This window comes from Escherichia sp. WS1451, from assembly GCF_046487365.1.
Taxonomy (GTDB): Bacteria; Pseudomonadota; Gammaproteobacteria; order Enterobacterales; family Enterobacteriaceae; genus Escherichia; species Escherichia coli.
The window spans coordinates 415889-433421 of sequence record NZ_JBJQJP010000001.1 but is presented as its reverse complement, the minus strand read 5'-3'; the positions used below and the strand labels follow the sequence as shown (position 1 = coordinate 433421).

The following is a 17533-nucleotide window of genomic DNA, read 5'->3' as shown; positions in this document are numbered from 1 at the left end:
CCCTTACACTGGTGTGTTCAGCAAATCGTTAACGGCATCAGATGCCGGGTTACCTGCAGCCAGCGGTGCCGGTGCCCCCTGCATCAGACGATCCAGCGCAGTGTCACTGCGCGCCTGTGCACTCTGTGGTGCTGCGGCCAGAATTCGGCGGGCCGTTTCCACGGTCATACCGGGAGTTTCTGCCAGCACGCGAGCCTGTTCTTCGCGTCCGTGAGCCTCCTCACAGTTGAGGATCCCCATAATGCGGCTGTTTTCTGCCGCAACCGCTGCGGTGATCTGCGCATTCACGTCCGGCTGCGCCGCGCTGGCGTTTTCGCCCTCCGTCGCGGGCATCACGTCAGTAACGTCAGCCTGCGAAGCAGTGGCTGAAACAGTTGTTGATTGAGTCTCTTTGGTCATTCGCCCTCCTGAGAGACGGGATTTACGTGCATCCAGTGCATCACGCATGACGGTGATCGCATCGGTGCTGTTAACAAGTTCATCAGCCAGTCCGGCATCAATGGCCTCCTGACCGCTGTACACTGCAGCCTCGGTATCCAGCACGGCCTGCACGGACAGACCGGTATATGCCGACACCTTCTGCGCAAACATCTGACGGGTTGCATCCATCCGGGACTGCAGTGTCTCCCGGACGTCATCCGGAAGATGGCTGTAGGGGTTGCCATCCACCTTATGGCTGCCGCTGTAAATCAGCGTGATTTCCACACCCTGTTTCTCCAGCGCAGCGCCGTAATTACTGTGAGCCATCACGACGCCGATGGAGCCTGTCCGGGCGGTCTGTGTGACCAGACGCCGGGAAGCGGCACTGGCAAGCAACTGACCTGCACTGCAGTTCATGTCGTTGGCCAGCGCCCATACCGGTTTTATGTCACGCACACGGGCGATGATGTCAGCGCAGTCAAATGCCCCCGCCACCATCCCGCCGGGCGTGTCCATATCGAGCAGAATGCCGTCCACCATCGGGTCGCTGGCAGCCTGTTGCAGACGGGCGATAATGCCGTTGTAACCGGTCATCCCCGAATACGGCTGCAGCGCCCGCGTCCGGCTGACCAGCGTGCCGGACACCGGCAGCACGGCGATGCCGTTCATGACCTGATAACTGCGGGCCTGTCGCGGTCCGTCATCATCACCGGATAACGCCAGCGTCGCGGGTGCCTCTCCGGCAGCCAGGCTGTCACCGGACACCGCATCCGTCAGGCGGCTGATCCCAAGCTGGCCTGCAAGTGCACAAAAGAAAACCCGCGCATAGGCGGGTTCAAGCATCAGCGGCTCATTAAAGGCCATGCTGGCAATATGCGGGAGATTACGCAGCTCTGCTGTCACTCTTCTCCTCCTCTGTTGATTGTCGCAGCCCGGATTCAAATGCCGCAGCCGCCCAGGCGGGCGGTTTAAGACCAGCAGCGCGGCGCTCCATCGTTTCACGGACCTGCTGGGCAAAAATTTCCTGATAGTCGTCACCGCGTTTCGCGCACTCTTTCTCGTAGGTGCTCAGTCCGGCTTCTATCAGCATCACCGCTTCCTGAACTTCTTTCAGACCATCGATGGCCATACGACCGGAGCCTATCCAGTCACAGTTCCCCCAGGCACTTCGGGCTTCCTGAAAACTGAAGCGCGCTTTTGAAGGTAACGTCACCACGCGGCGAACGATGGCCTCTTCCAGCCAGCACAGAAACATCTGGCTCGCCTGACGGGATGCGACGAATTTTCGCCGTCCCATAAAGTGCGCCCACGACTCGTTCGCGCTGGCCCGTGCCGTGGAGTAGCTCATCTGGGCGTAATTCCGGGAAAGCTGCTCATACGAGACACCCAGCCCGGCTGCGATATACCGCAGCAGTGACTGCTCAAAAACGGAGTAGCCGTTATCCGTGTCCTGAGCCGTCTGCAGGTTCAGTGAGTCACCTGGCATCAGGTGCGGCACTTTTGCGCCTCCCAGCCGGACCGGCGCAGCGGCGTAATACGCGGCAATTTCACCAATCCAGCCCGTCAGCCTTTCCCGCTGCTCCTGACTGTTCGCGCCAAGAATAAAATCCATCGCTGACTGCGTATCCAGCTCACTCTCAATGGTGGCGGCATACATCGCCTTCACAATGGCGCTCTGCAGCTGCGTGTTCTGCAGCGTGTCGAGCATCTTCATCTGCTCCATCACGCTGTAAAACACATTTGCACCGCGGGTCTGCCCGTCCTCCACGGGTTCAAAGACGTGAATGAACGAAGCACGACCGCCGGGTAACTCACGGGGTATCCATGTCCATTTCTGCGGCATCCAGCCAGGATACCCGTCCTCGCTGACGTAATATCCCAGCGCCGCACCGCTGTCATTAATCTGCACACCGGCACGGCAGTTCCGGCTGTCGCCGGTATTGTTCGGGTTGCTGATGCGCTTTGGGCTGACCATCCGGAACTGTGTCCGGAACAGCCGCGACGAACTGGTATCCCAGGTGGCCTGAACGAACAGTTCACCGTTAAAGGCGTGCATGGCCACACCTTCCCGAATCATCATGGTAAACGTGCGTTTTCGCTCAACGTCAATGCAGCAGCAGTCATCCTCGGCAAACTCTTTCCATGCCGCTTCAACCTCGCGGGAAAAGGCACGGGCGTCTTCCTCCCCGATGCCCAGATAACGCCAGCTTGGGCGATGACTGAGCCGGAAAAAGGACCCGACGATATGATCCTGATGCAGCTGGATGGCGTTGGCAGCATAGCCGTTATTGCGTACCAGATCGTCTGCGCGGGCATTGCCACGGGTAAAGTTGGGCAGCAGGGCTGCATCCACACTTTCACTCGGTGGGTTCCACGCCCGCAACTGCCCACCAAATCCGCTGCCACCGCCGTGATAACCGGCATATTCACGCAGCGATGTCATGCCGTCCGGCCCCAGAAGGGTGGGAATGGTGGGCGTTTTCATACATAAAATCCTGCAGGTCCCCTGCGTCGCTGTGTCATGCCGGTCTGCACTTCCAGCTCTGCAATGTATTTTTTCAGGTCAGACACGGAAGTGGCCGTAAACTCCACCCTTCGTCCATCTTTCTGTACTGTTGCCACCCGTTTACCTGTCATCAGGTCATGCAGTGCCGCACGGGCAGCGGCAAGTTCTTCCTGTCGCGTCATTCATCCTCTCCGGATAAGGCACGGGCGTAATCTGCCAGTGTTTTCTTGTTGGTTGCTGCACCATCCTCCTCCTGCAGGCTCGCCAGCAGTGCACTGAGATCCAGCTGCCAGCGGGAAATACTGATACGGAGCGCCGCCAGCGCATAAACGAAGCAGTCGAGTGCCTCATTGCGTCGCTTTTTGCTGTCCCACAGTATTTTTTTCCTGCCATCCACCCATTTTTCGACCTGCTCTTCAGCAGTCAGCTGCTGCGCTTCGGTCAGATCAAAAATATCCGGGTTATTCGGGAAGTGAACGGCACCGGGAAGCGGTTCATCCCCTTCCGGCGTCAGTGTGAAGCGGTTATAAATCTGCTCTTTCGCGGTATCCGTACCGATTTCGGTAAGGTAAACCCCGTTTTTGTTTCGCTTACGTGGCATGCTGGCCACAGGCTTTCCGTAGACGGATGCCCCTTTAATGGGGATCACCCGGAACAGCCCATGCTTTTTCGAGCGTTCATACACAATGGTCGGGTCAATCCCGCCAATATCCCAGCAGATACGGGATACCGACATTTCTGCACCATTCCGGCGGGTGTAGGTTTTATTGATGGCCTCATCCACACGCAGCAGAGTCTGTTCATCATCGTGGCGGCCCATAATAATCTGCCGGTCAATCAGCCAGCTTTCCTCACCCGGCCCCCATCCCCATACGCGCATTTCGTAGCGATCCAGCTGGGAGTCGATACCGGCAGTCAGGTAAGCCACACGGTCAGGAACGGGCGCTGAATAATGCTCTTTCCGCTCTGCCATCACTTCAGCATCCGGACGTTCACCGATTTTCGCTTCCCATGTCTCACCGAGCGTGGTGTTCACGAAGGTTTTACGTTTTCCCGTATCCCCTTTCGTTTTCATCCAGTCTTTGACAATCTGCACCCAGGTGGTGAACGGGCTGTACGCCGTCCAGATGTGAAAAGTCACACTGTCCGGCGGCTCAATCTCTTCACCGGATGACGAAAACCAGAGAATGCCATCGCGGGTCCAGATCCCGGTCTTTTCGCAGATATAACGGGCATCAGTAAAGTCCAGCTCCTGCTGGCGGATGACGCAGGCATTATGCTCGCAGAGATAAAACACGCTGGAGGGGTCATCCGGCGTCCATTTGAGGCCAAACGGCGTCTCTTTGTCGCCAAATTTAAGATACTGCTCCTCCCCGCAGTGCGGGCAGGCAACATGAAAACGCATAAAATGCGGGGATTCACTGGCTGCACGCTCAATCTGGCAGGTGCCTCTCACTTTGGGCGTGGAGCCACGGATGGACTTTGGCCAGACCGAGCCTTCAATACGCTTGTCGCCCAGGAACGTCGGAGAGCCTTCCTGTTCAATATCATCATCAAAGGCAGCAAGTTCATCATAACCCGCCACATCCACTGACTTTTCACGGTAGTTTTTTGCCGCTTTACCGCCCAGGCACCAGAAGCCACGCCCATTGGTGAAACGCTTCATGGTGAGCGTGTTATCCCGGTGCTTTTTGCCATACCACGGGGCCAGCGCCAGCAGCGACGGAATATCACGGATGGTCGGCTCAACGTGGGTTTTCATGAAGTTTTCGGCATCGCCATCCGTCGGCAACCAGATAAGGGTGTTGCGCTGCTTATGCTCTATGAAGTAGGCATAAACACCCAACAGCATTTTGGAATAACCGACACGGGCAGACTTCACCACATTCACCTCGCGGATGTAGTCGCTGCCCATCGCATTCATGATGGCCCGCTGAAAGGGCAGTGTTTCCCAGCGCCCTTCCTGGTATGCGGATTCTTTCGGGAGATAGTAATTAGCATCCGCCCATTCAACGGCGGTCTGTGGCTCCGGCCTGAACAGTGAGCGAAGCCCGGCGCGGACAAAATGCCGCAGCCTGTTAACCTGACTGTTCGATATATTCACTCAGCAACCCCGGTATCAGTTCATCCAGCGCGGCTGCTTTGTTCATGGCTTTGATGATATCCCGTTTCAGGAAATCAACATGTCGGTTTTCCAGTTCCGGAAAACGCCGCTGCACCGACAGGGGGAGCCCGTCGAGAATACTGGCAATTTCACCTGCGATCCGCGACAACACGAAAGTACAGAATGCGGTTTCCACCACTTCAGCGGAGTCTCTGGCATTCTTCAGTTCCTGTGCGTCGGCCTGCGCACGCGTAAGTCGATGGCGTTCGTACTCAATAGTCCCTGGCTGGAGATCTGTCTCGCTGGCCTGCCGCAGTTCTTCAACTTCCCGGCGCAGCTTTTCGTTCTCAATTTCAGCATCCCTTTCGGCATACCATTTTATGGCGGCGGCAGAGTCATAAAGCACTTCATTACCCTTGCCTCCACCCCGCAGAACGGGCATTCCCTGCTCCTGCCAGTTCTGAATGGTACGGATACTCGCGCCGAAAATGTCAGCCAGCTGCTTTTTGTTGACTTCCATTGTTCATTCCACGGACAAAAACAGAGAAAGGAAACGACAGAGGCCAAAAAGCTCGTTTTCAGCACCTGTCGTTTCCTTTCTTTTCAGAGGGTGTTTTAAATAAAAACATTAAGTTACGGCAAAGAAGAACGGAAACGCCTTAAACCGGAAAATTTTCATAAATAGCGAAAACCCGCGAGGTCGCCGCCCCGTAACCTGTCGGATCGCCGGAAAGGACCCGTCAGCCGTTCTGGTCGACTTCGTAATGGGATTTAATAGCTGAACGACAAAAGTCGTGCGACCACGGTTGCACAGACCTGAATACACGTCCTGTTTCTTCCACCCCCGCACAGGACTGGCGAGCATGAGGGACAAACCCGCGAATCATAAACGCGGTAAAAACCCGGTGTGCATCGTTTTTGATTATTCCCGCACACTCGCGCAGAAGGAATTCCCCGTCGGGCTACGGTCATGGTTAATGCAGGAATACGGCGACGATACAGCGCATAATGTGTCAGGCTTGAATACCTTTATCGAATCCCGGTAACGAATTCTCCTGACGTTCCAGTCAGGTGATGATATGCATGGTGAGATTCAGATATGAAAAAGCCCCGCTAAAAGCGAGGCCATAAATCACTTAATATCTTATTGAGGACGCTGGATTAATCCGTGCTGAGCGAGAGTTAGAGCAATGTCATAAGACCCTTGCCTGTCTTTATAGCAAGTTTTATCAACTAGCTCAGCTTTGCTAATTCCGGGTAAATCAAGAATCAGATTCGCAACTTCAATTGCCCTTTGGTACAACTTACCGATCTTTTTCTCCCCATGATGTGGTTTTACATTCTTCAGATAACCGCTATCCGCCAGAGCGAGAAACGTTGCCCTTGGGCATCCCTTCTTTCTTGCCGATTCGCTTTCTGTAACCTCAGCGACAGCAGCCTCCCATGCATCACGAGGAGACATTGAGTTATGAGCAACCAATTGATAAGCATTTAAAGCGGCTTGAGCGTATTGAGACATAATGCATCCATATACAAAAATCTTATGATAAGACTTTTCTAATATGAACACTGTGATCTCACATACTCTTGCAGACCATTCAATTGGTTAGTTACGGTTTCGATGCGCTCTCTGAGAACGAAATAATCCCGTTGAGCGGTGTCAGTAAGTCTGGGGCTGGCACCATTATCCACGCCGGAGGCGGCGGTGGTTTTATGCATGTCCGGACAGACTGCTTTGACGCGCAGCCACTTACGACCAGCAAAAACATCAGCACGTAGACTTTCGATAGTCGCGTTAGCATCAGCAAGCTCCTTTGTGTATCTGGCGTCGAGTTCTGCTACATCACGTTGACGCTTCTGCATGTCAGCGATAGTAGATGCGGCTTTGTCGCGCTGCTCTTTGTAGGCGATGGCGTTATCACGGTAATGATTAACAGCCCATGACAGGCAGACGATGATGCAGATAACCAGAGCGGAGATAATCGCGGTTACTCTGCTCATACCTCAATCTCTCTGACCGTTCCGCCAGCTTCTTTGAATTTTGCAATCAGGTTGTCAGCCTTATGCTCGAACTGTCCATAACCAGCGCCCGGCAGTGAAGCCCAGATATTGCTGCAACGATCGATAGCCTGACGGATATCACCGCGATCAATCATCGGTAAAGCGCCACGCTCTTTAATCTGCTGCAATGCCACAGCGTCTTGGCTTTTCGGAGAGAAGTCTTTCAGGCCAAGCTGCTTACGATAGGAATCCCACCAACGGGAAAGAAGCTGGTAGCGCCCGGCTGCTGTTGATTTGAGTTTTGGGTTTAGCGTGACAAGTTTGCGAGGGTGATCGGAGTAATCAGTAAATAGCTCTCCGCCTACAATGACGTCATAACCATGATTTCTGGTTTTCTGCCGTCCGTTATCCGTTCCTTCTGACCATGCCACCATATCGAGGAAAGCTTTACGCTGAGGATTAAGATTTTGCATTTTTCACCCCTGTCAGTCGTTCCCAGAAGTACGTCAGTGCAACCGAACCCATCGCACCACTAATCCCCGCTGTCGCGAGAATCATGTAAATACTGAATCCACTTTCGATGCTGATCAGGCCACCAATAACACCGGTGAATCCTGATACCACTATCTGAGCCAGAGCATTTATCCAACTCCACGTTGCTTTACTCTGCTTCACATCTATCAGGTAGCGGACCAGACCGCCCCAACCTGCGATGATCAGCAAAACGAGCCAGAACGCTCCGGCAAGGCTCTCTTTTTCGTGCATATGAATAGCCAATGTTTCGCCGCCGACAAAAGGCCGGGACGTTAAATGTCAGAAATCAGGCTCACGGGGTAATTTAACGACAAAGCACGGAGTTGATGCTCCCCGCAAGCCTGGAATAAAAAAGCCAGCATGTAGCTGGCAACAGAGGGTTAAGCAATATCAACTCAACAGCTGAAGACACCCTGGCTGGGGTACGTTGGAAGGATACTCACCGCCCAGAAACAGAAAAGCCCAAGGCTTTAAACCTCGAGCTTGAATTTGGAATACTGCCAGTGCGTACAACATTGGCAAAATATCAGATTTATATGAAATATATGCTTTTTAATCCAGTTTTGCAATATCTTGCTGTGAAAATGTGGTCTTTTGTTTTGAACGTGTTTTCGTTAAAAGCAATAAAGCTTGGCTATCAAGCTGTAGAAAAATGTGCTTCATTGCAACCCAGCGTTCAGTAAATGTCTCAGACCAGTTTTTTGATGTCACTCCCACCAGTGATGCCAGCTCCTGGTATTCATAGGTCTTACGCCCTGCCAGCTCGTTCTTCACATCCTGTGCAGCCAGCCAGATTAACTTCTTCAGGCGATCCAGTGTCTTACCTGCAATTTTTCTGGTACCCAACAGAGCCTTAAACTCGTTCCATGCCCACTGCGTTATGGCAACCTGATGCTCCCAGCGAATATTTTCACTGTAACTCCACAGCAACCACGCTTTCTGATGTTCATCGAGAGACAAAATCGCACGCCGCCACGAAGAGGTTGAAAACTCGACCGAACTGACCAGGGCGACAGATGAACCTTTTGCGTACGACTGCTTACCGGAAATCGGCGGATTATCCAGCGTAATCATCTTGCCCGTTACCTCATCCAGAATGCGCGGCTTGTTTCGTTTATATGTACCAGTATCAAATTGTGCATGCTCCAGCCAGGCTTCAAGCTGGCCTTTCGTTGCTCCGCTCAAATCAGCGGTAGCCACAATGAGTTGCTCGCGGACATACTGTAAATATTGGGTATTCATGCGGCAGCTCCTTTCAGTGTTTTGGCGTAATTCTTCAGTATCCGGTAATCGGTCAAAACAGAACCGGGGAAACGATATAAGCGCAGGCGCATCCAGCGGTGGCGAAGACGTTCTGCCATATAAGACTCAAACATCATTCATTCCCCAGTTCGGTGATGGTCAGCTCCAGCTTCCCACCTTTGGTAACGGGCATCTTCACAACACGGTAATCAACGACCTGAGCATCATCCAGCCAGAAACCTGCTTTGGTGAGTGCGTCAAAAGCGGCTTTTTGCAGATTATCCAGGTCACGGCGACGGCGATCCGGCATGTGGCACCCAATACGGATTTTCACTGGCATAGCCAGGCCGATATCCAGCATGGAGCCTTTGATGATTCGGGCGACGTTATCGCGGTATGCCAGCCCTTCTGCGCTGATGTGTGTGCGCCCGCGATTATGGCGGTAGTAGCGGTTATTGCTCGGCGGCCAGGGTAGTGTGATGTGGTAAGTATTCACGCCTTAATTACCCCCTCTTTCAGCCAGATAACCTGCGTTCTCGCCATACCTTCCAGCGCGCATTCTTTTGCATACTCAGCATCGACAAAATGTGTGCGGCGGTCGATTTCGTCGTGGCAGGCAGAACATGCAATGGTGGCAATCAGGTCTGGCGGTTTGATACCGGTACCGCACAATCCAGCCAGCCGGATATGTGCCAGTACAGACGTTTCAGGATTGCCATTACATACGCCTGGGATTCTTACCTGGCATTCCCGACCACACGCTGCTTTTCTCAAATCAGCCATGATTCCTCCTTGCTGCCAGTCGCAACCATTTTTTATCAACCAGGCTGGCGGTATATCCGAGCAGTGTTGGTATTTCGGATGGTTTCAGCTCAGGCTTACGCTTACGACGATTTGGTACTTTGTAGATGTGTCCGTTCATGACACGAATAAGCGGTGTAGCCATTACGCCTCCTGCTTATCACGCAGCAGCTGGAACTCGCAGCTCTGCGGAATAGTCAGGTGGCAGCCAATATTTATCGCCCAGGCTTCAACCTTACACAGGAAGACATACATCTCTCCGGTATCGAGGTCGGAGGTATGGCGTAACGACTGAATAGTGGTGATTTCACCGGTTATGACATCAACCAGTTCTTTGGTTTCATAACCGAGGTATGTGTGTTTGAGAGCATCTTTTACCCATGCTGCAGTAGCGAACGATTTCCCCCTGCTTATGAGGTATTCACTGATTTCGCTGTACCACATGTGGCTGAGTGCATTCTGGGAAAGGCTGCGTTTCTCACGCCACGGTTTAAGCACCATGCGAAAGCATTTTCCGTCCTCCAGATAAGGCAGGATCTGCTGGCCGATAGCGGTGAAGTTGCCGCGATGTAATTTGATGCCGTCTTGTGGGAGGTTCACGCTTCACCTCCGCAGATGTCAAACGTTGGATGCAAAGAATCGCAGGTGCATTTCTGCATCTGTGAAGGGAGAAGAGAGTTTAGATTGTATGTGCGCATAAACGTCCCCGTTTAGCGCAGAAGTCACCGGAGGTGTTCAGGCTCCGATGCGATAATTATGACGATCTGATTTTGGAAAATCAAATTTAAGTAACCGCCAACCTATAATTTTCAATCAAGATTTCATTTATTAGCTCACTCATATAAAAATACATTACAACGTCTTTATCTCTTAATTTATGAAGGCAACCTCGAAAAACAAATCACCCAAACACTTTAAGACAATTAAACCCGTTAAAAATTACAATTACATTTAGAAAGCAAACTTTCAAAAGATGTGATGATACAATTGCATAAAACAAATACTTGGGGTAAAATATAAAAATAATACTCCCAGCTTAACGCTAGGTGGCGGTAGCGTGTATTTTTCAAATACGCCTATCACCCCATTATGTTTTTTCATATTTAAGAGATTGGTTATATAATGGAACTAATATACACTTATATCCACAATTATAAAGGTTTAAATAAGCTGTCCCTCCCCACCTCAAGTAAATTTACCTTTAGCCATAAAGGTAACGTCCTTACAATTGCTAAGAAAGATTTAAGTCGTGACTATTATAGCAATATTCCCTGTACATTAATTTTAGGGAAAAATGGTGTTGGAAAGTCATCAATTTTAGATTTCATTAGTAGCTTTATTTACGATTTTGAAGGTAGCGGTTATAGCATCTGGAATGAAAATGATAAACTTATAATTATCACAAGCAATTGCAAACCTCCTGTAATATTATCCAAAATGCAAACGGAACTGATTGATAATAATGAACATTTTTTTAGAAGAAACAAAATCAATCTAATAAAGATAAATAACACAATCGACCTCAAAAGTATGTTAGTTGGACAAAAAAAGAAAAAAAACGATTCGATTTCCAAAGATTTATCACTGTCATATTTTTTGCAAGGCAGTAAAACACGCAATAAGAAATTACTTAAGCAATTAATTTCATTTTCAGACCACAGTTCATGGGCTAAAGACAATTTATCAAGACTTAATACTAAATTTCAATTTGAAATAGAAAACTCACCAGTATATAAAATAAATTCCATTATAAAAAACAATGATATTGGTGACAAAGGACTTTTTGGAGCTATTGAATACTTTTTTGATACGTTGAATGATAGAATTAAAAACAATAAGCTCCCTAGATATATTGAACGTGATTTAGATTCTTTAGGTATTTCACTTGTGGATATACTCAATCATGGGATAGATTACGATGAAGATTTTATTATTAGCATTATTTTTAACAAAGAAAGATCATTAAATTTCCTCGCAACCTTTTCATATCACAAAATAATTTACTTGATGCTTTTGCCTGCAATAACATGGCATTTACTCAAGACATCAAAAATCCCTAAAGACATATGTGAGACTGTTTATTTATTTTGCTTGTGTCGCGCGTATCTTGAAGAAAAAGATCCAGCAAAAACTATATTAGAGACTTTAGATGAATTTAACGTTAATGTTAAATTTCAGTCAAAAATAGCAATGTTATCTGAACATATCTCCGACATTATTGGTAATATAGCTGATATATTAGAAAACACAGCAAGAGACCCAGTTGATAGTTTATCTTTCACAGTTGAAGAACCAAAGCAGATTATGGAGTTAATAAGATTAGTTGATAGGTTACCAAATGGCGTATCATCGCGATTTAAGTATGGTTGGGATTCACTTAGTTCAGGAGAGTTTGCAAAATTAAACCTTTTCAATCAACTTTATGATTCTATAGAACATAGCAACAGCAAAAATATTATAATATTATTAGATGAGTGTGATTTATATCTACACCCTGAATGGCAACGAGTTATTTTTTCAGAAATTATAGATTTAACATTAAGATATAAACAAAGTAAAAATATTCAATTAGTATTTACAACTCACTCCCCTATACTCGCAAGTGATTTTTTGCCATCAGATATAATATATCTTGAAAGAGATCATAATCAAGGAACCTATACTAAGAAAGTAGAGTTTGGTTTCGGAGCAACCATATCAGAATTATATATAAATGGTTTTTTTATTGATGCCACAATAGGACAGCACGCACATAATTATCTAAACTCAATAATAAAAAACTCAGATGACGGTAATTTAAATAAACATCAAAAAACCATACTATCACAAATTAAAAATAAACTTCTCATAAATCTTATTGATCTGAAGTTAAACAAAAACAATGATAAAACAGATTCTTTTGAGAAATGAGTAAAAAAAATGATAAAAATAAACAAAGACTTCAATGTTGATGTAAAAATATCCTTTTCTAAAATAGTAAGCAAAGTTAATAAACGCGTGAAGCAGAGGAAGTTACTGAACATTACTCCCGATGAAGTAGAGTTTCTAAATACAATCAACAAAAAAACTATCAGAAAATTAGTCTTTTCAAAACCCAAACGATTAAAAAATATAATCATCAAAATATACAACAAACACCCAGTTGTGTGTGAGTACTATTCTCCTGATTATTTTTTAAGGCACTTAAATTTACAACCATTAACAAACCTACAATTACCTTTAAAAACAAAAGAAAACAAAAAAATAGTTTATAATGAACTAGCACATGCCATCAAAATAATCACATCTTTCTCTCAAACTACACAAAGCCTAATACTTGAAGATATATTAAATACACATTTCTCCCCCCAAAAATTATCTAGTTTAAGAGATAAGATTCTTAATCTTATAAGTATCAAGAATGGTGGTCCTTTAAAGGAAAATACCATTAAGTTATTTCCATCATGGGTTAAAAATATTTCTGAAATATTTAAGTACTCACTTATTGATAGAGAAACAGCGTATCAATTGAACAGTTTTTTAGACATTAGCATATGCCCATATTGCAACAGTGAAGAAATTGAACAAGTAGAAGACCATACAGGTACTAGCTACAGGCCAGCATTTGATCATTTCATACCTAAGTACAAATATCCGTTGATCTCCTTTAGTTTATTTAATTTAATTCCTAGCTGCACTAAATGCAATAGTACTTATAAAAAATCACTCGATCCGATCATGACCCCATTTTCAAATCCTTTTCTTGAAGGTGTAAATGACACTCAGCTTTTTGATTTTAATTATGACATTGATTATATATATAGAGATGGCCAAATTGATGATGATCACATTCAAATTATACTAAAAAAACAAAAAAACAACATCGATGAAAACATGGCTAAACTTAGCATAGAGAATAGATATAATTCACGCATTAGAAAGAAAGCAGTTAGATTAATTGCAAAGAGAGCATTTGATCTAAAAGCTTATGAAGAAAATTTCATTATAGAACCAACTCTTTTCGCTACTTTCGGTTACGAGACTAACATTGAGCCGCTAAAGCATATGCATAAAAAACTTACTCAAGATGCAATATTAGTATTCTGCAACAAACAAGTACCGTTAATTGAATAAGTAAAATGAAAGGATATCGAGCTATATAATGTAGTATGTCGAAAAATCAAACAGAAACAAATCGAATAGTTACACTGTGCTCGGTGCTGTCTTCATGCTCCGTTCCTCTCGTAGGCTAGTAAAATTCGCGTCATCACCGGGCTTGGGGGCCATCATCGAAAATCTGATTGGTGCTTTTGTGCCAAGAGATTTCCTCTTCGGTTACCAATCGGTGGTGAATCGTTCGCTAGATATTGCTGACATCGACCAGATCGCCCTGCTTTGTCAGAATGTTTACGGTCTGGTTGATGCCGCAGGATGAACTATATTTTCTGGGGGAAAGGTTTTATGTGTCTTGAAGATAGTTCAGGTTAGCTTCACTCCCGTTAATTGTTTACGTCTTCTCAGTCCGTGCTTCTCGCGAATCTCAGCCAACTTTGCCAATCCTTGTATACGAGATAGCGGCTTACCACCAATAACCGGAAGCTGTTTAACTGGCTCGGGAATCGCCTCACCACGGTTAATTCTCGCAGTCATATGGGCAAGTTCATCGGCAGCCTTGCGCCGTAATTCCGTATCAGTAAGCGCATTGGCCCGCATATTCTGGTACAGGCTAGTAACCAGCCAGTAGTGCGCGTTTGATTTCCACGGATAAGACTCTGCATCCGGATACAGGCCACGCTTCCGGCAATACTCGTAAACCATATCAACCAGCTCGCTGGCGTTTGGCAGTCCGGCAATAACGGATGCTTCTTCACGGCACCATGCAACAAACTGTCCGGGTGATGGCAGGAATGGTCGATTCTGCCGACGGGCTACGCGCATTCCTGCGTTAACCTGTTCCATTGTGGTGATCCCGTTTTCCCGGAAAGCCAGAACCCACTGGCGGCGGATTTCGTTCAGTTCGTTCTGGTCACGGTTAGCCAGGCTCGCCGGGAAAGTTGCCAGTAACTGGCTGAACACACCGTTGATGATCTGCGCTACCTGCTGTACCTGCGGCTTTTCGTCGTACTGTTCCGGCATGTTGTTGGCGATCCGACGCATCTGCTCACGGTCAAAGTTAACCATCTGTGCGGCGATGTTTTTCATAAATCCACCCCGTAAATCCAGTCAGTGTTTGTCAGGTCGAGTTTTGGTTTTCCGGCTGTCACGCCAGCCTGTTGTTTGTTACGGTTGATTTCGAGTTGGGTCCACTTGTCGCGAAGTTTGGCCGGGCTCAGCACGTTACCAGACCAAAAGTTGTCCTGGCATGCCCAGCGGAACAGCACGCACATGTCGCGGTGGTTACGTCCGTCACGTTCACGCATCAGGCGGATATCATTAGCCCACCCTGCAAAATTCGGTTTTCTGGCTGATGGGGCGATGGTCTTCACCATGTCAAACATCCACTCTGCGGCAGTCAGGTCTTCTGCTGTCCCCCACTTGCTGCCGCTCTGAATTGCAGCATCCGGTTTCACCACAGGAAGATCGTTTTCTGGTTGGTCAGAGGATTCGCCAGAATTCTCGGACGAAAAAGGTTTTATATTGTCTTTTGTTAGTTTGTCTTTTGTGTTTACCTGATTCGGGTAAACGCCTTTACCTGATTTGGGTAAACTTTTCTTACCTGATTCAGGTAAATTTACCTCTTTCAGGTAAACTTTATTTTTCTTACCTGATTCGGGTAATGTTGACCATTCACTGACCACATTATTAATGCCGATATTTCGCCCGCTCTGAATAAGAATCCCACGCTTTACCAGAACGCTTTTTGCAGCAGAACACTTGTGCGGCAATATCCCGGTCAATTCGGAAAGTTGCTCGTTGCTCACCCAATCCAGTTTTTTATTAAAGCCATATGTTTTGCGCATGACAGCCAGGAAGACCAGAAGCTGGTGCTGTGTTAATCCGGCCAGCATCACAGCTTCCAGCAACTCATTTGCAATGCGCGTATAACCATCGTCGAGATCTGCCACGCGCGGCTCCTTTTGTGCCACATCCGGCACTGGAAAATTGAATATCTCAGCAGTGTTTGCCATAATTCCTCCCGCAATGAGTGTGTTACGATTTGCACCTGAAAGTCGGCTCTGTTCCCGCAGACCGGCTTTCGCCATTTCTGAGCCTGTCATATTGCCCCCAACATGGTGGTAACCATCGCCATCAATGGACCAGCCAGATCCGGGTCCACACGAAACATCGACACAATACCTTCACTCATCTCCTTCAGTTTCTGGTGGCGTGGTGCGTTGAGAATGACAGCCTGTTTTGCCTCACTGAGTTCCTTTTCCATTTCAGCCAACCTAGCCATGAAGCTATCCTGCTCAACCAGGTAACCGCGATATTCCAGCGGTAGTACCGCCAGAATTGCCGGGGTCAGTTCACGCACGTTATTTCGGTATTTTTCAGAATCGAATTTGTTATCGAGGAAGCGGAACAGCTTCTGGCGTGCACGGCTGACATCATCAGGGAAATCGATGGCGCCGCCGCCCTGCTCCCGATACTCATTCACAATGAGTGTGGCAACGACATCCTGATTATCTTCAGCCGACCAGGCGCGGACGGCATCACGGATTTTTTCGTGGCCTGGCACCTGTTTTGTTTGAGAACGATTTATCACCGCAGTCGGGCTAAATCCGCTAGTCTGTTGGTATGTAAGTGGTTGCATAATTGACTCCTTTAGTTTGAATTGACTGTTAAGTTGATTGCTTATTGTTAAAGAGCGTGAAATGGAAATTTAAGCTGCGTTCTTTTCGGTGTGTGGAAACAACTTCGGAAGATCCGGGCGAATCTGGTATGCCTTCACTACTCCACCAGTAGCCGTAACAATGCTGCCGACATGTTCAGGGGATACCTTTGCTTTGTTGTGAAGCCACTTATAGACGGCCTGCTGTGAAACTTCGCAGGCAGCGCCCAGTTTCTTTTGTGAACCAACGATATTGATCGCTGTTTTGATAGCTGGGTTCATAACAACCTCCGTGGTTAATTTGAATCAAGATTAAAACTATGGTTGTTTTTAGTCAACAACCATTTTCGTTTGATGGAATAAAACCTTGGTTGTACATTTGGACTATGAAAACAACACTCTCAGAAAGACTTAAAGAAGCCAGATTAGCGCGAGGCCTTACACAAAAGGCGCTTGGGGATTTGGTCGGGGTTAGCCAAGCTGCTATTCAGAAAATCGAAACAGGGAAAGCTAACCAAACAACTAAAATCGTGGAGATCGCGAACGCTTTGGGTGTGCGCGCAGAATGGTTATCTTCTGGCGTTGGAAATATGTCAGACAGTACAGTGCAACCAATACTATCAACTGTCAGCCATTCCAAATACTTTAAGATTGACGTTCTTGATATAGAAGTCAGTGCTGGGCCGGGAGTCATCAACCGTGAGTTTGTAGAAGTTCTACGCTCGGTTGAGTACTCGTTTGACGATGCTCGTCACATGTTCGATGGTAGGAAGGCGGAAAATATCCGCATCATTAACGTGCGTGGTGACAGCATGTCAGGAACGATCGAACCAGGTGATCTGCTGTTCGTTGATATCACAGTTAAATCTTTCGACGGTGATGGTATCTATGCGTTTCTGTACGACGACACAGCCCATGTAAAGCGCCTGCAAATGATGAAGGATAAGCTACTGGTTATCTCTGATAACAAGAGCTACTCGCCGTGGGACCCAATTGAGAAAGACGAGATGAACCGGGTGTTTATCTTCGGGAAAGTTATTGGGAGCATGCCGCAGACCTACAGGAAGCATGGGTAGGTAGTATGTAAAGAATTACCTTTGGTTGATTTGTAATAGCTACCGATTACGTTATCGGTAGCTATAAGAAATTTTTATGTCTTTACTGTGTTTATTTA

At 47.4% G+C, this 17533-nt stretch carries 25 protein-coding genes; 5 read left to right on the top strand and 20 right to left on the bottom strand.

Annotated elements, in window-relative coordinates:
- Positions 1-3 precede the first annotated feature (3 nt).
- Genes ACJHX7_RS02180 through ACJHX7_RS02160 form a run of 5 tightly spaced genes read right to left on the bottom strand, consistent with a single transcriptional unit; the run spans position 4 to position 5550 of the window.
- Positions 4-1323 (bottom strand): S49 family peptidase, encoded by a 1320-nt coding sequence (locus tag ACJHX7_RS02180; RefSeq protein ID WP_094030547.1) that lies wholly within the window; start codon positions 1321-1323, stop codon positions 4-6.
- Positions 1304-2905 carry a phage portal protein gene (locus tag ACJHX7_RS02175; protein ID WP_089630660.1) on the bottom strand — a complete coding sequence of 534 codons (1602 nt, stop codon included), beginning with the start codon at positions 2903-2905 and terminating at the stop codon, positions 1304-1306. Before ACJHX7_RS02175 ends, ACJHX7_RS02180 begins: the two co-directional genes overlap by 20 nt.
- Entirely contained in the window at positions 2902-3108 is a 207-nt protein-coding gene (locus ACJHX7_RS02170; protein ID WP_000198149.1) for a phage head-tail joining protein, read from the bottom strand. Before ACJHX7_RS02170 ends, ACJHX7_RS02175 begins: the two co-directional genes overlap by 4 nt.
- Positions 3105-5030 (bottom strand): phage terminase large subunit family protein, encoded by a 1926-nt coding sequence (locus tag ACJHX7_RS02165; protein WP_001027295.1) that lies wholly within the window; start codon positions 5028-5030, stop codon positions 3105-3107. Before ACJHX7_RS02165 ends, ACJHX7_RS02170 begins: the two co-directional genes overlap by 4 nt.
- Positions 5005-5550, bottom strand: coding sequence for a DNA-packaging protein (locus ACJHX7_RS02160; protein ID WP_094030548.1), 546 nt, complete (start codon positions 5548-5550; stop codon positions 5005-5007). The genes ACJHX7_RS02165 and ACJHX7_RS02160 overlap by 26 nt, the downstream gene beginning before the upstream one ends.
- A gap of 343 nt (positions 5551-5893) precedes the next feature.
- Between ACJHX7_RS02160 and ACJHX7_RS02155 the strand changes: the two genes are divergently transcribed.
- Complete coding sequence (locus ACJHX7_RS02155) at positions 5894-6076, top strand: hypothetical protein (RefSeq protein ID WP_033560302.1); 183 nt, start codon at positions 5894-5896, stop codon at positions 6074-6076.
- A 98-nt stretch (positions 6077-6174) separates the two neighbouring features.
- On the opposite strand, the gene ACJHX7_RS02150 is transcribed toward ACJHX7_RS02155, so the two are convergent.
- From ACJHX7_RS02150 to ACJHX7_RS02100, 11 genes are all read right to left on the bottom strand, one after another.
- Positions 6175-6549 carry a DUF6979 family protein gene (locus tag ACJHX7_RS02150; protein WP_094030549.1) on the bottom strand — a complete coding sequence of 125 codons (375 nt, stop codon included), beginning with the start codon at positions 6547-6549 and terminating at the stop codon, positions 6175-6177.
- A gap of 38 nt (positions 6550-6587) precedes the next feature.
- Positions 6588-7031: a lysis protein gene (locus ACJHX7_RS02145; RefSeq protein WP_094030550.1), complete on the bottom strand. Its 444-nt coding sequence runs from the start codon at positions 7029-7031 to the stop codon at positions 6588-6590.
- A complete protein-coding gene (locus tag ACJHX7_RS02140) occupies positions 7028-7504 on the bottom strand; it encodes a glycoside hydrolase family protein (RefSeq protein ID WP_094030551.1) in 477 nt (158 codons plus the stop codon). Before ACJHX7_RS02140 ends, ACJHX7_RS02145 begins: the two co-directional genes overlap by 4 nt.
- Entirely contained in the window at positions 7491-7796 is a 306-nt protein-coding gene (locus ACJHX7_RS02135; protein WP_000544528.1) for a phage holin family protein, read from the bottom strand. The genes ACJHX7_RS02140 and ACJHX7_RS02135 overlap by 14 nt, the downstream gene beginning before the upstream one ends.
- Positions 7797-8117: 321 nt before the next feature.
- On the bottom strand, positions 8118-8807 hold the full coding sequence (locus ACJHX7_RS02130; RefSeq protein ID WP_094030552.1) for a bacteriophage antitermination protein Q: 690 nt from the start codon (positions 8805-8807) through the stop codon (positions 8118-8120).
- Entirely contained in the window at positions 8804-8944 is a 141-nt protein-coding gene (locus ACJHX7_RS02125) for a YlcG family protein (protein WP_000971093.1), read from the bottom strand. Before ACJHX7_RS02125 ends, ACJHX7_RS02130 begins: the two co-directional genes overlap by 4 nt.
- Positions 8941-9303, bottom strand: coding sequence for a crossover junction endodeoxyribonuclease RusA (gene rusA, locus ACJHX7_RS02120; protein WP_094030553.1), 363 nt, complete (start codon positions 9301-9303; stop codon positions 8941-8943). Before rusA ends, ACJHX7_RS02125 begins: the two co-directional genes overlap by 4 nt.
- Positions 9300-9590: a DUF1364 domain-containing protein gene (locus ACJHX7_RS02115; RefSeq protein ID WP_021540087.1), complete on the bottom strand. Its 291-nt coding sequence runs from the start codon at positions 9588-9590 to the stop codon at positions 9300-9302. Before ACJHX7_RS02115 ends, rusA begins: the two co-directional genes overlap by 4 nt.
- Positions 9583-9753 (bottom strand): NinE family protein, encoded by a 171-nt coding sequence (locus ACJHX7_RS02110; RefSeq protein WP_000224907.1) that lies wholly within the window; start codon positions 9751-9753, stop codon positions 9583-9585. Before ACJHX7_RS02110 ends, ACJHX7_RS02115 begins: the two co-directional genes overlap by 8 nt.
- Positions 9753-10208, bottom strand: coding sequence for a YbcN family protein (locus tag ACJHX7_RS02105; RefSeq protein ID WP_094030554.1), 456 nt, complete (start codon positions 10206-10208; stop codon positions 9753-9755). The genes ACJHX7_RS02110 and ACJHX7_RS02105 overlap by 1 nt, the downstream gene beginning before the upstream one ends.
- Positions 10205-10306, bottom strand: coding sequence for a hypothetical protein (locus ACJHX7_RS02100; protein ID WP_094030555.1), 102 nt, complete (start codon positions 10304-10306; stop codon positions 10205-10207). The genes ACJHX7_RS02105 and ACJHX7_RS02100 overlap by 4 nt, the downstream gene beginning before the upstream one ends.
- A 424-nt stretch (positions 10307-10730) precedes the next feature.
- Here ACJHX7_RS02100 and ACJHX7_RS02095 point away from each other — a divergent pair, with 424 nt between their 5' ends.
- The 3 genes from ACJHX7_RS02095 to ACJHX7_RS02085 all read left to right on the top strand — a co-directional run bounded on the left by ACJHX7_RS02095 (position 10731) and on the right by ACJHX7_RS02085 (position 14022).
- Positions 10731-12518 carry an AAA family ATPase gene (locus tag ACJHX7_RS02095; RefSeq protein ID WP_032236358.1) on the top strand — a complete coding sequence of 596 codons (1788 nt, stop codon included), beginning with the start codon at positions 10731-10733 and terminating at the stop codon, positions 12516-12518.
- Positions 12519-12527: 9 nt separating this feature from the next.
- Positions 12528-13721, top strand: a complete 1194-nt coding sequence (locus ACJHX7_RS02090; protein WP_104888908.1) for a hypothetical protein — start codon at positions 12528-12530, stop codon at positions 13719-13721.
- A 178-nt stretch (positions 13722-13899) separates the two neighbouring features.
- The gene (locus tag ACJHX7_RS02085) at positions 13900-14022 is read left to right on the top strand and encodes a hypothetical protein (RefSeq protein WP_255402470.1); all 123 of its coding nucleotides are present in this window, start codon (positions 13900-13902) and stop codon (positions 14020-14022) included.
- Positions 14023-14066: 44 nt separating this feature from the next.
- Here ACJHX7_RS02085 and ACJHX7_RS02080 read toward each other — a convergent pair whose 3' ends face one another.
- The 4 genes from ACJHX7_RS02080 to ACJHX7_RS02065 form a co-directional block, all read right to left on the bottom strand.
- Positions 14067-14789, bottom strand: coding sequence for a replication protein P (locus tag ACJHX7_RS02080; RefSeq protein WP_094030556.1), 723 nt, complete (start codon positions 14787-14789; stop codon positions 14067-14069).
- On the bottom strand, positions 14786-15715 hold the full coding sequence (locus tag ACJHX7_RS02075) for a replication protein (protein WP_122992267.1): 930 nt from the start codon (positions 15713-15715) through the stop codon (positions 14786-14788). The genes ACJHX7_RS02080 and ACJHX7_RS02075 overlap by 4 nt, the downstream gene beginning before the upstream one ends.
- A gap of 86 nt (positions 15716-15801) precedes the next feature.
- Complete coding sequence (locus ACJHX7_RS02070; RefSeq protein ID WP_001546577.1) at positions 15802-16341, bottom strand: toxin YdaT domain-containing protein; 540 nt, start codon at positions 16339-16341, stop codon at positions 15802-15804.
- 69 nt (positions 16342-16410) lie between these two features.
- A complete protein-coding gene (locus ACJHX7_RS02065) occupies positions 16411-16641 on the bottom strand; it encodes a transcriptional regulator (RefSeq protein WP_001067458.1) in 231 nt (76 codons plus the stop codon).
- A 104-nt stretch (positions 16642-16745) separates the two neighbouring features.
- On the opposite strand from ACJHX7_RS02065, the gene ACJHX7_RS02060 reads away from it, so the two are divergent.
- Positions 16746-17435, top strand: a complete 690-nt coding sequence (locus ACJHX7_RS02060; RefSeq protein WP_000858971.1) for a helix-turn-helix transcriptional regulator — start codon at positions 16746-16748, stop codon at positions 17433-17435.
- Positions 17436-17533 lie beyond the last annotated feature (98 nt).

Bases quoted from the DNA above. Each gene is read 5' to 3' on its own strand.
- ACJHX7_RS02110 (WP_000224907.1), bottom strand. From the start codon at position 9,753: ATGGCTACACCGCTTATTCGTGTCATGAACGGACACATCTACAAAGTA.
- ACJHX7_RS02070 (WP_001546577.1), bottom strand. From the start codon at position 16,341: ATGCAACCACTTACATACCAACAGACTAGCGGATTTAGCCCGACTGCG.
- ACJHX7_RS02090 (WP_104888908.1), top strand. From the start codon at position 12,528: ATGATAAAAATAAACAAAGACTTCAATGTTGATGTAAAAATATCCTTT.
- ACJHX7_RS02125 (WP_000971093.1), bottom strand. From the start codon at position 8,944: ATGATGTTTGAGTCTTATATGGCAGAACGTCTTCGCCACCGCTGGATG.
- ACJHX7_RS02145 (WP_094030550.1), bottom strand. From the start codon at position 7,031: ATGAGCAGAGTAACCGCGATTATCTCCGCTCTGGTTATCTGCATCATC.
- ACJHX7_RS02115 (WP_021540087.1), bottom strand. From the start codon at position 9,590: ATGGCTGATTTGAGAAAAGCAGCGTGTGGTCGGGAATGCCAGGTAAGA.
- ACJHX7_RS02155 (WP_033560302.1), top strand. From the start codon at position 5,894: ATGAGGGACAAACCCGCGAATCATAAACGCGGTAAAAACCCGGTGTGC.
- ACJHX7_RS02140 (WP_094030551.1), bottom strand. From the start codon at position 7,504: ATGCAAAATCTTAATCCTCAGCGTAAAGCTTTCCTCGATATGGTGGCA.
- ACJHX7_RS02130 (WP_094030552.1), bottom strand. From the start codon at position 8,807: ATGAATACCCAATATTTACAGTATGTCCGCGAGCAACTCATTGTGGCT.
- ACJHX7_RS02150 (WP_094030549.1), bottom strand. From the start codon at position 6,549: ATGTCTCAATACGCTCAAGCCGCTTTAAATGCTTATCAATTGGTTGCT.
- ACJHX7_RS02160 (WP_094030548.1), bottom strand. From the start codon at position 5,550: ATGGAAGTCAACAAAAAGCAGCTGGCTGACATTTTCGGCGCGAGTATC.
- ACJHX7_RS02100 (WP_094030555.1), bottom strand. From the start codon at position 10,306: ATGCGCACATACAATCTAAACTCTCTTCTCCCTTCACAGATGCAGAAA.
- ACJHX7_RS02075 (WP_122992267.1), bottom strand. From the start codon at position 15,715: ATGGCAAACACTGCTGAGATATTCAATTTTCCAGTGCCGGATGTGGCA.
- ACJHX7_RS02170 (WP_000198149.1), bottom strand. From the start codon at position 3,108: ATGACGCGACAGGAAGAACTTGCCGCTGCCCGTGCGGCACTGCATGAC.
- ACJHX7_RS02060 (WP_000858971.1), top strand. From the start codon at position 16,746: ATGAAAACAACACTCTCAGAAAGACTTAAAGAAGCCAGATTAGCGCGA.
- ACJHX7_RS02065 (WP_001067458.1), bottom strand. From the start codon at position 16,641: ATGAACCCAGCTATCAAAACAGCGATCAATATCGTTGGTTCACAAAAG.
- ACJHX7_RS02080 (WP_094030556.1), bottom strand. From the start codon at position 14,789: ATGAAAAACATCGCCGCACAGATGGTTAACTTTGACCGTGAGCAGATG.
- ACJHX7_RS02135 (WP_000544528.1), bottom strand. From the start codon at position 7,796: ATGCACGAAAAAGAGAGCCTTGCCGGAGCGTTCTGGCTCGTTTTGCTG.
- ACJHX7_RS02175 (WP_089630660.1), bottom strand. From the start codon at position 2,905: ATGAAAACGCCCACCATTCCCACCCTTCTGGGGCCGGACGGCATGACA.
- ACJHX7_RS02095 (WP_032236358.1), top strand. From the start codon at position 10,731: ATGGAACTAATATACACTTATATCCACAATTATAAAGGTTTAAATAAG.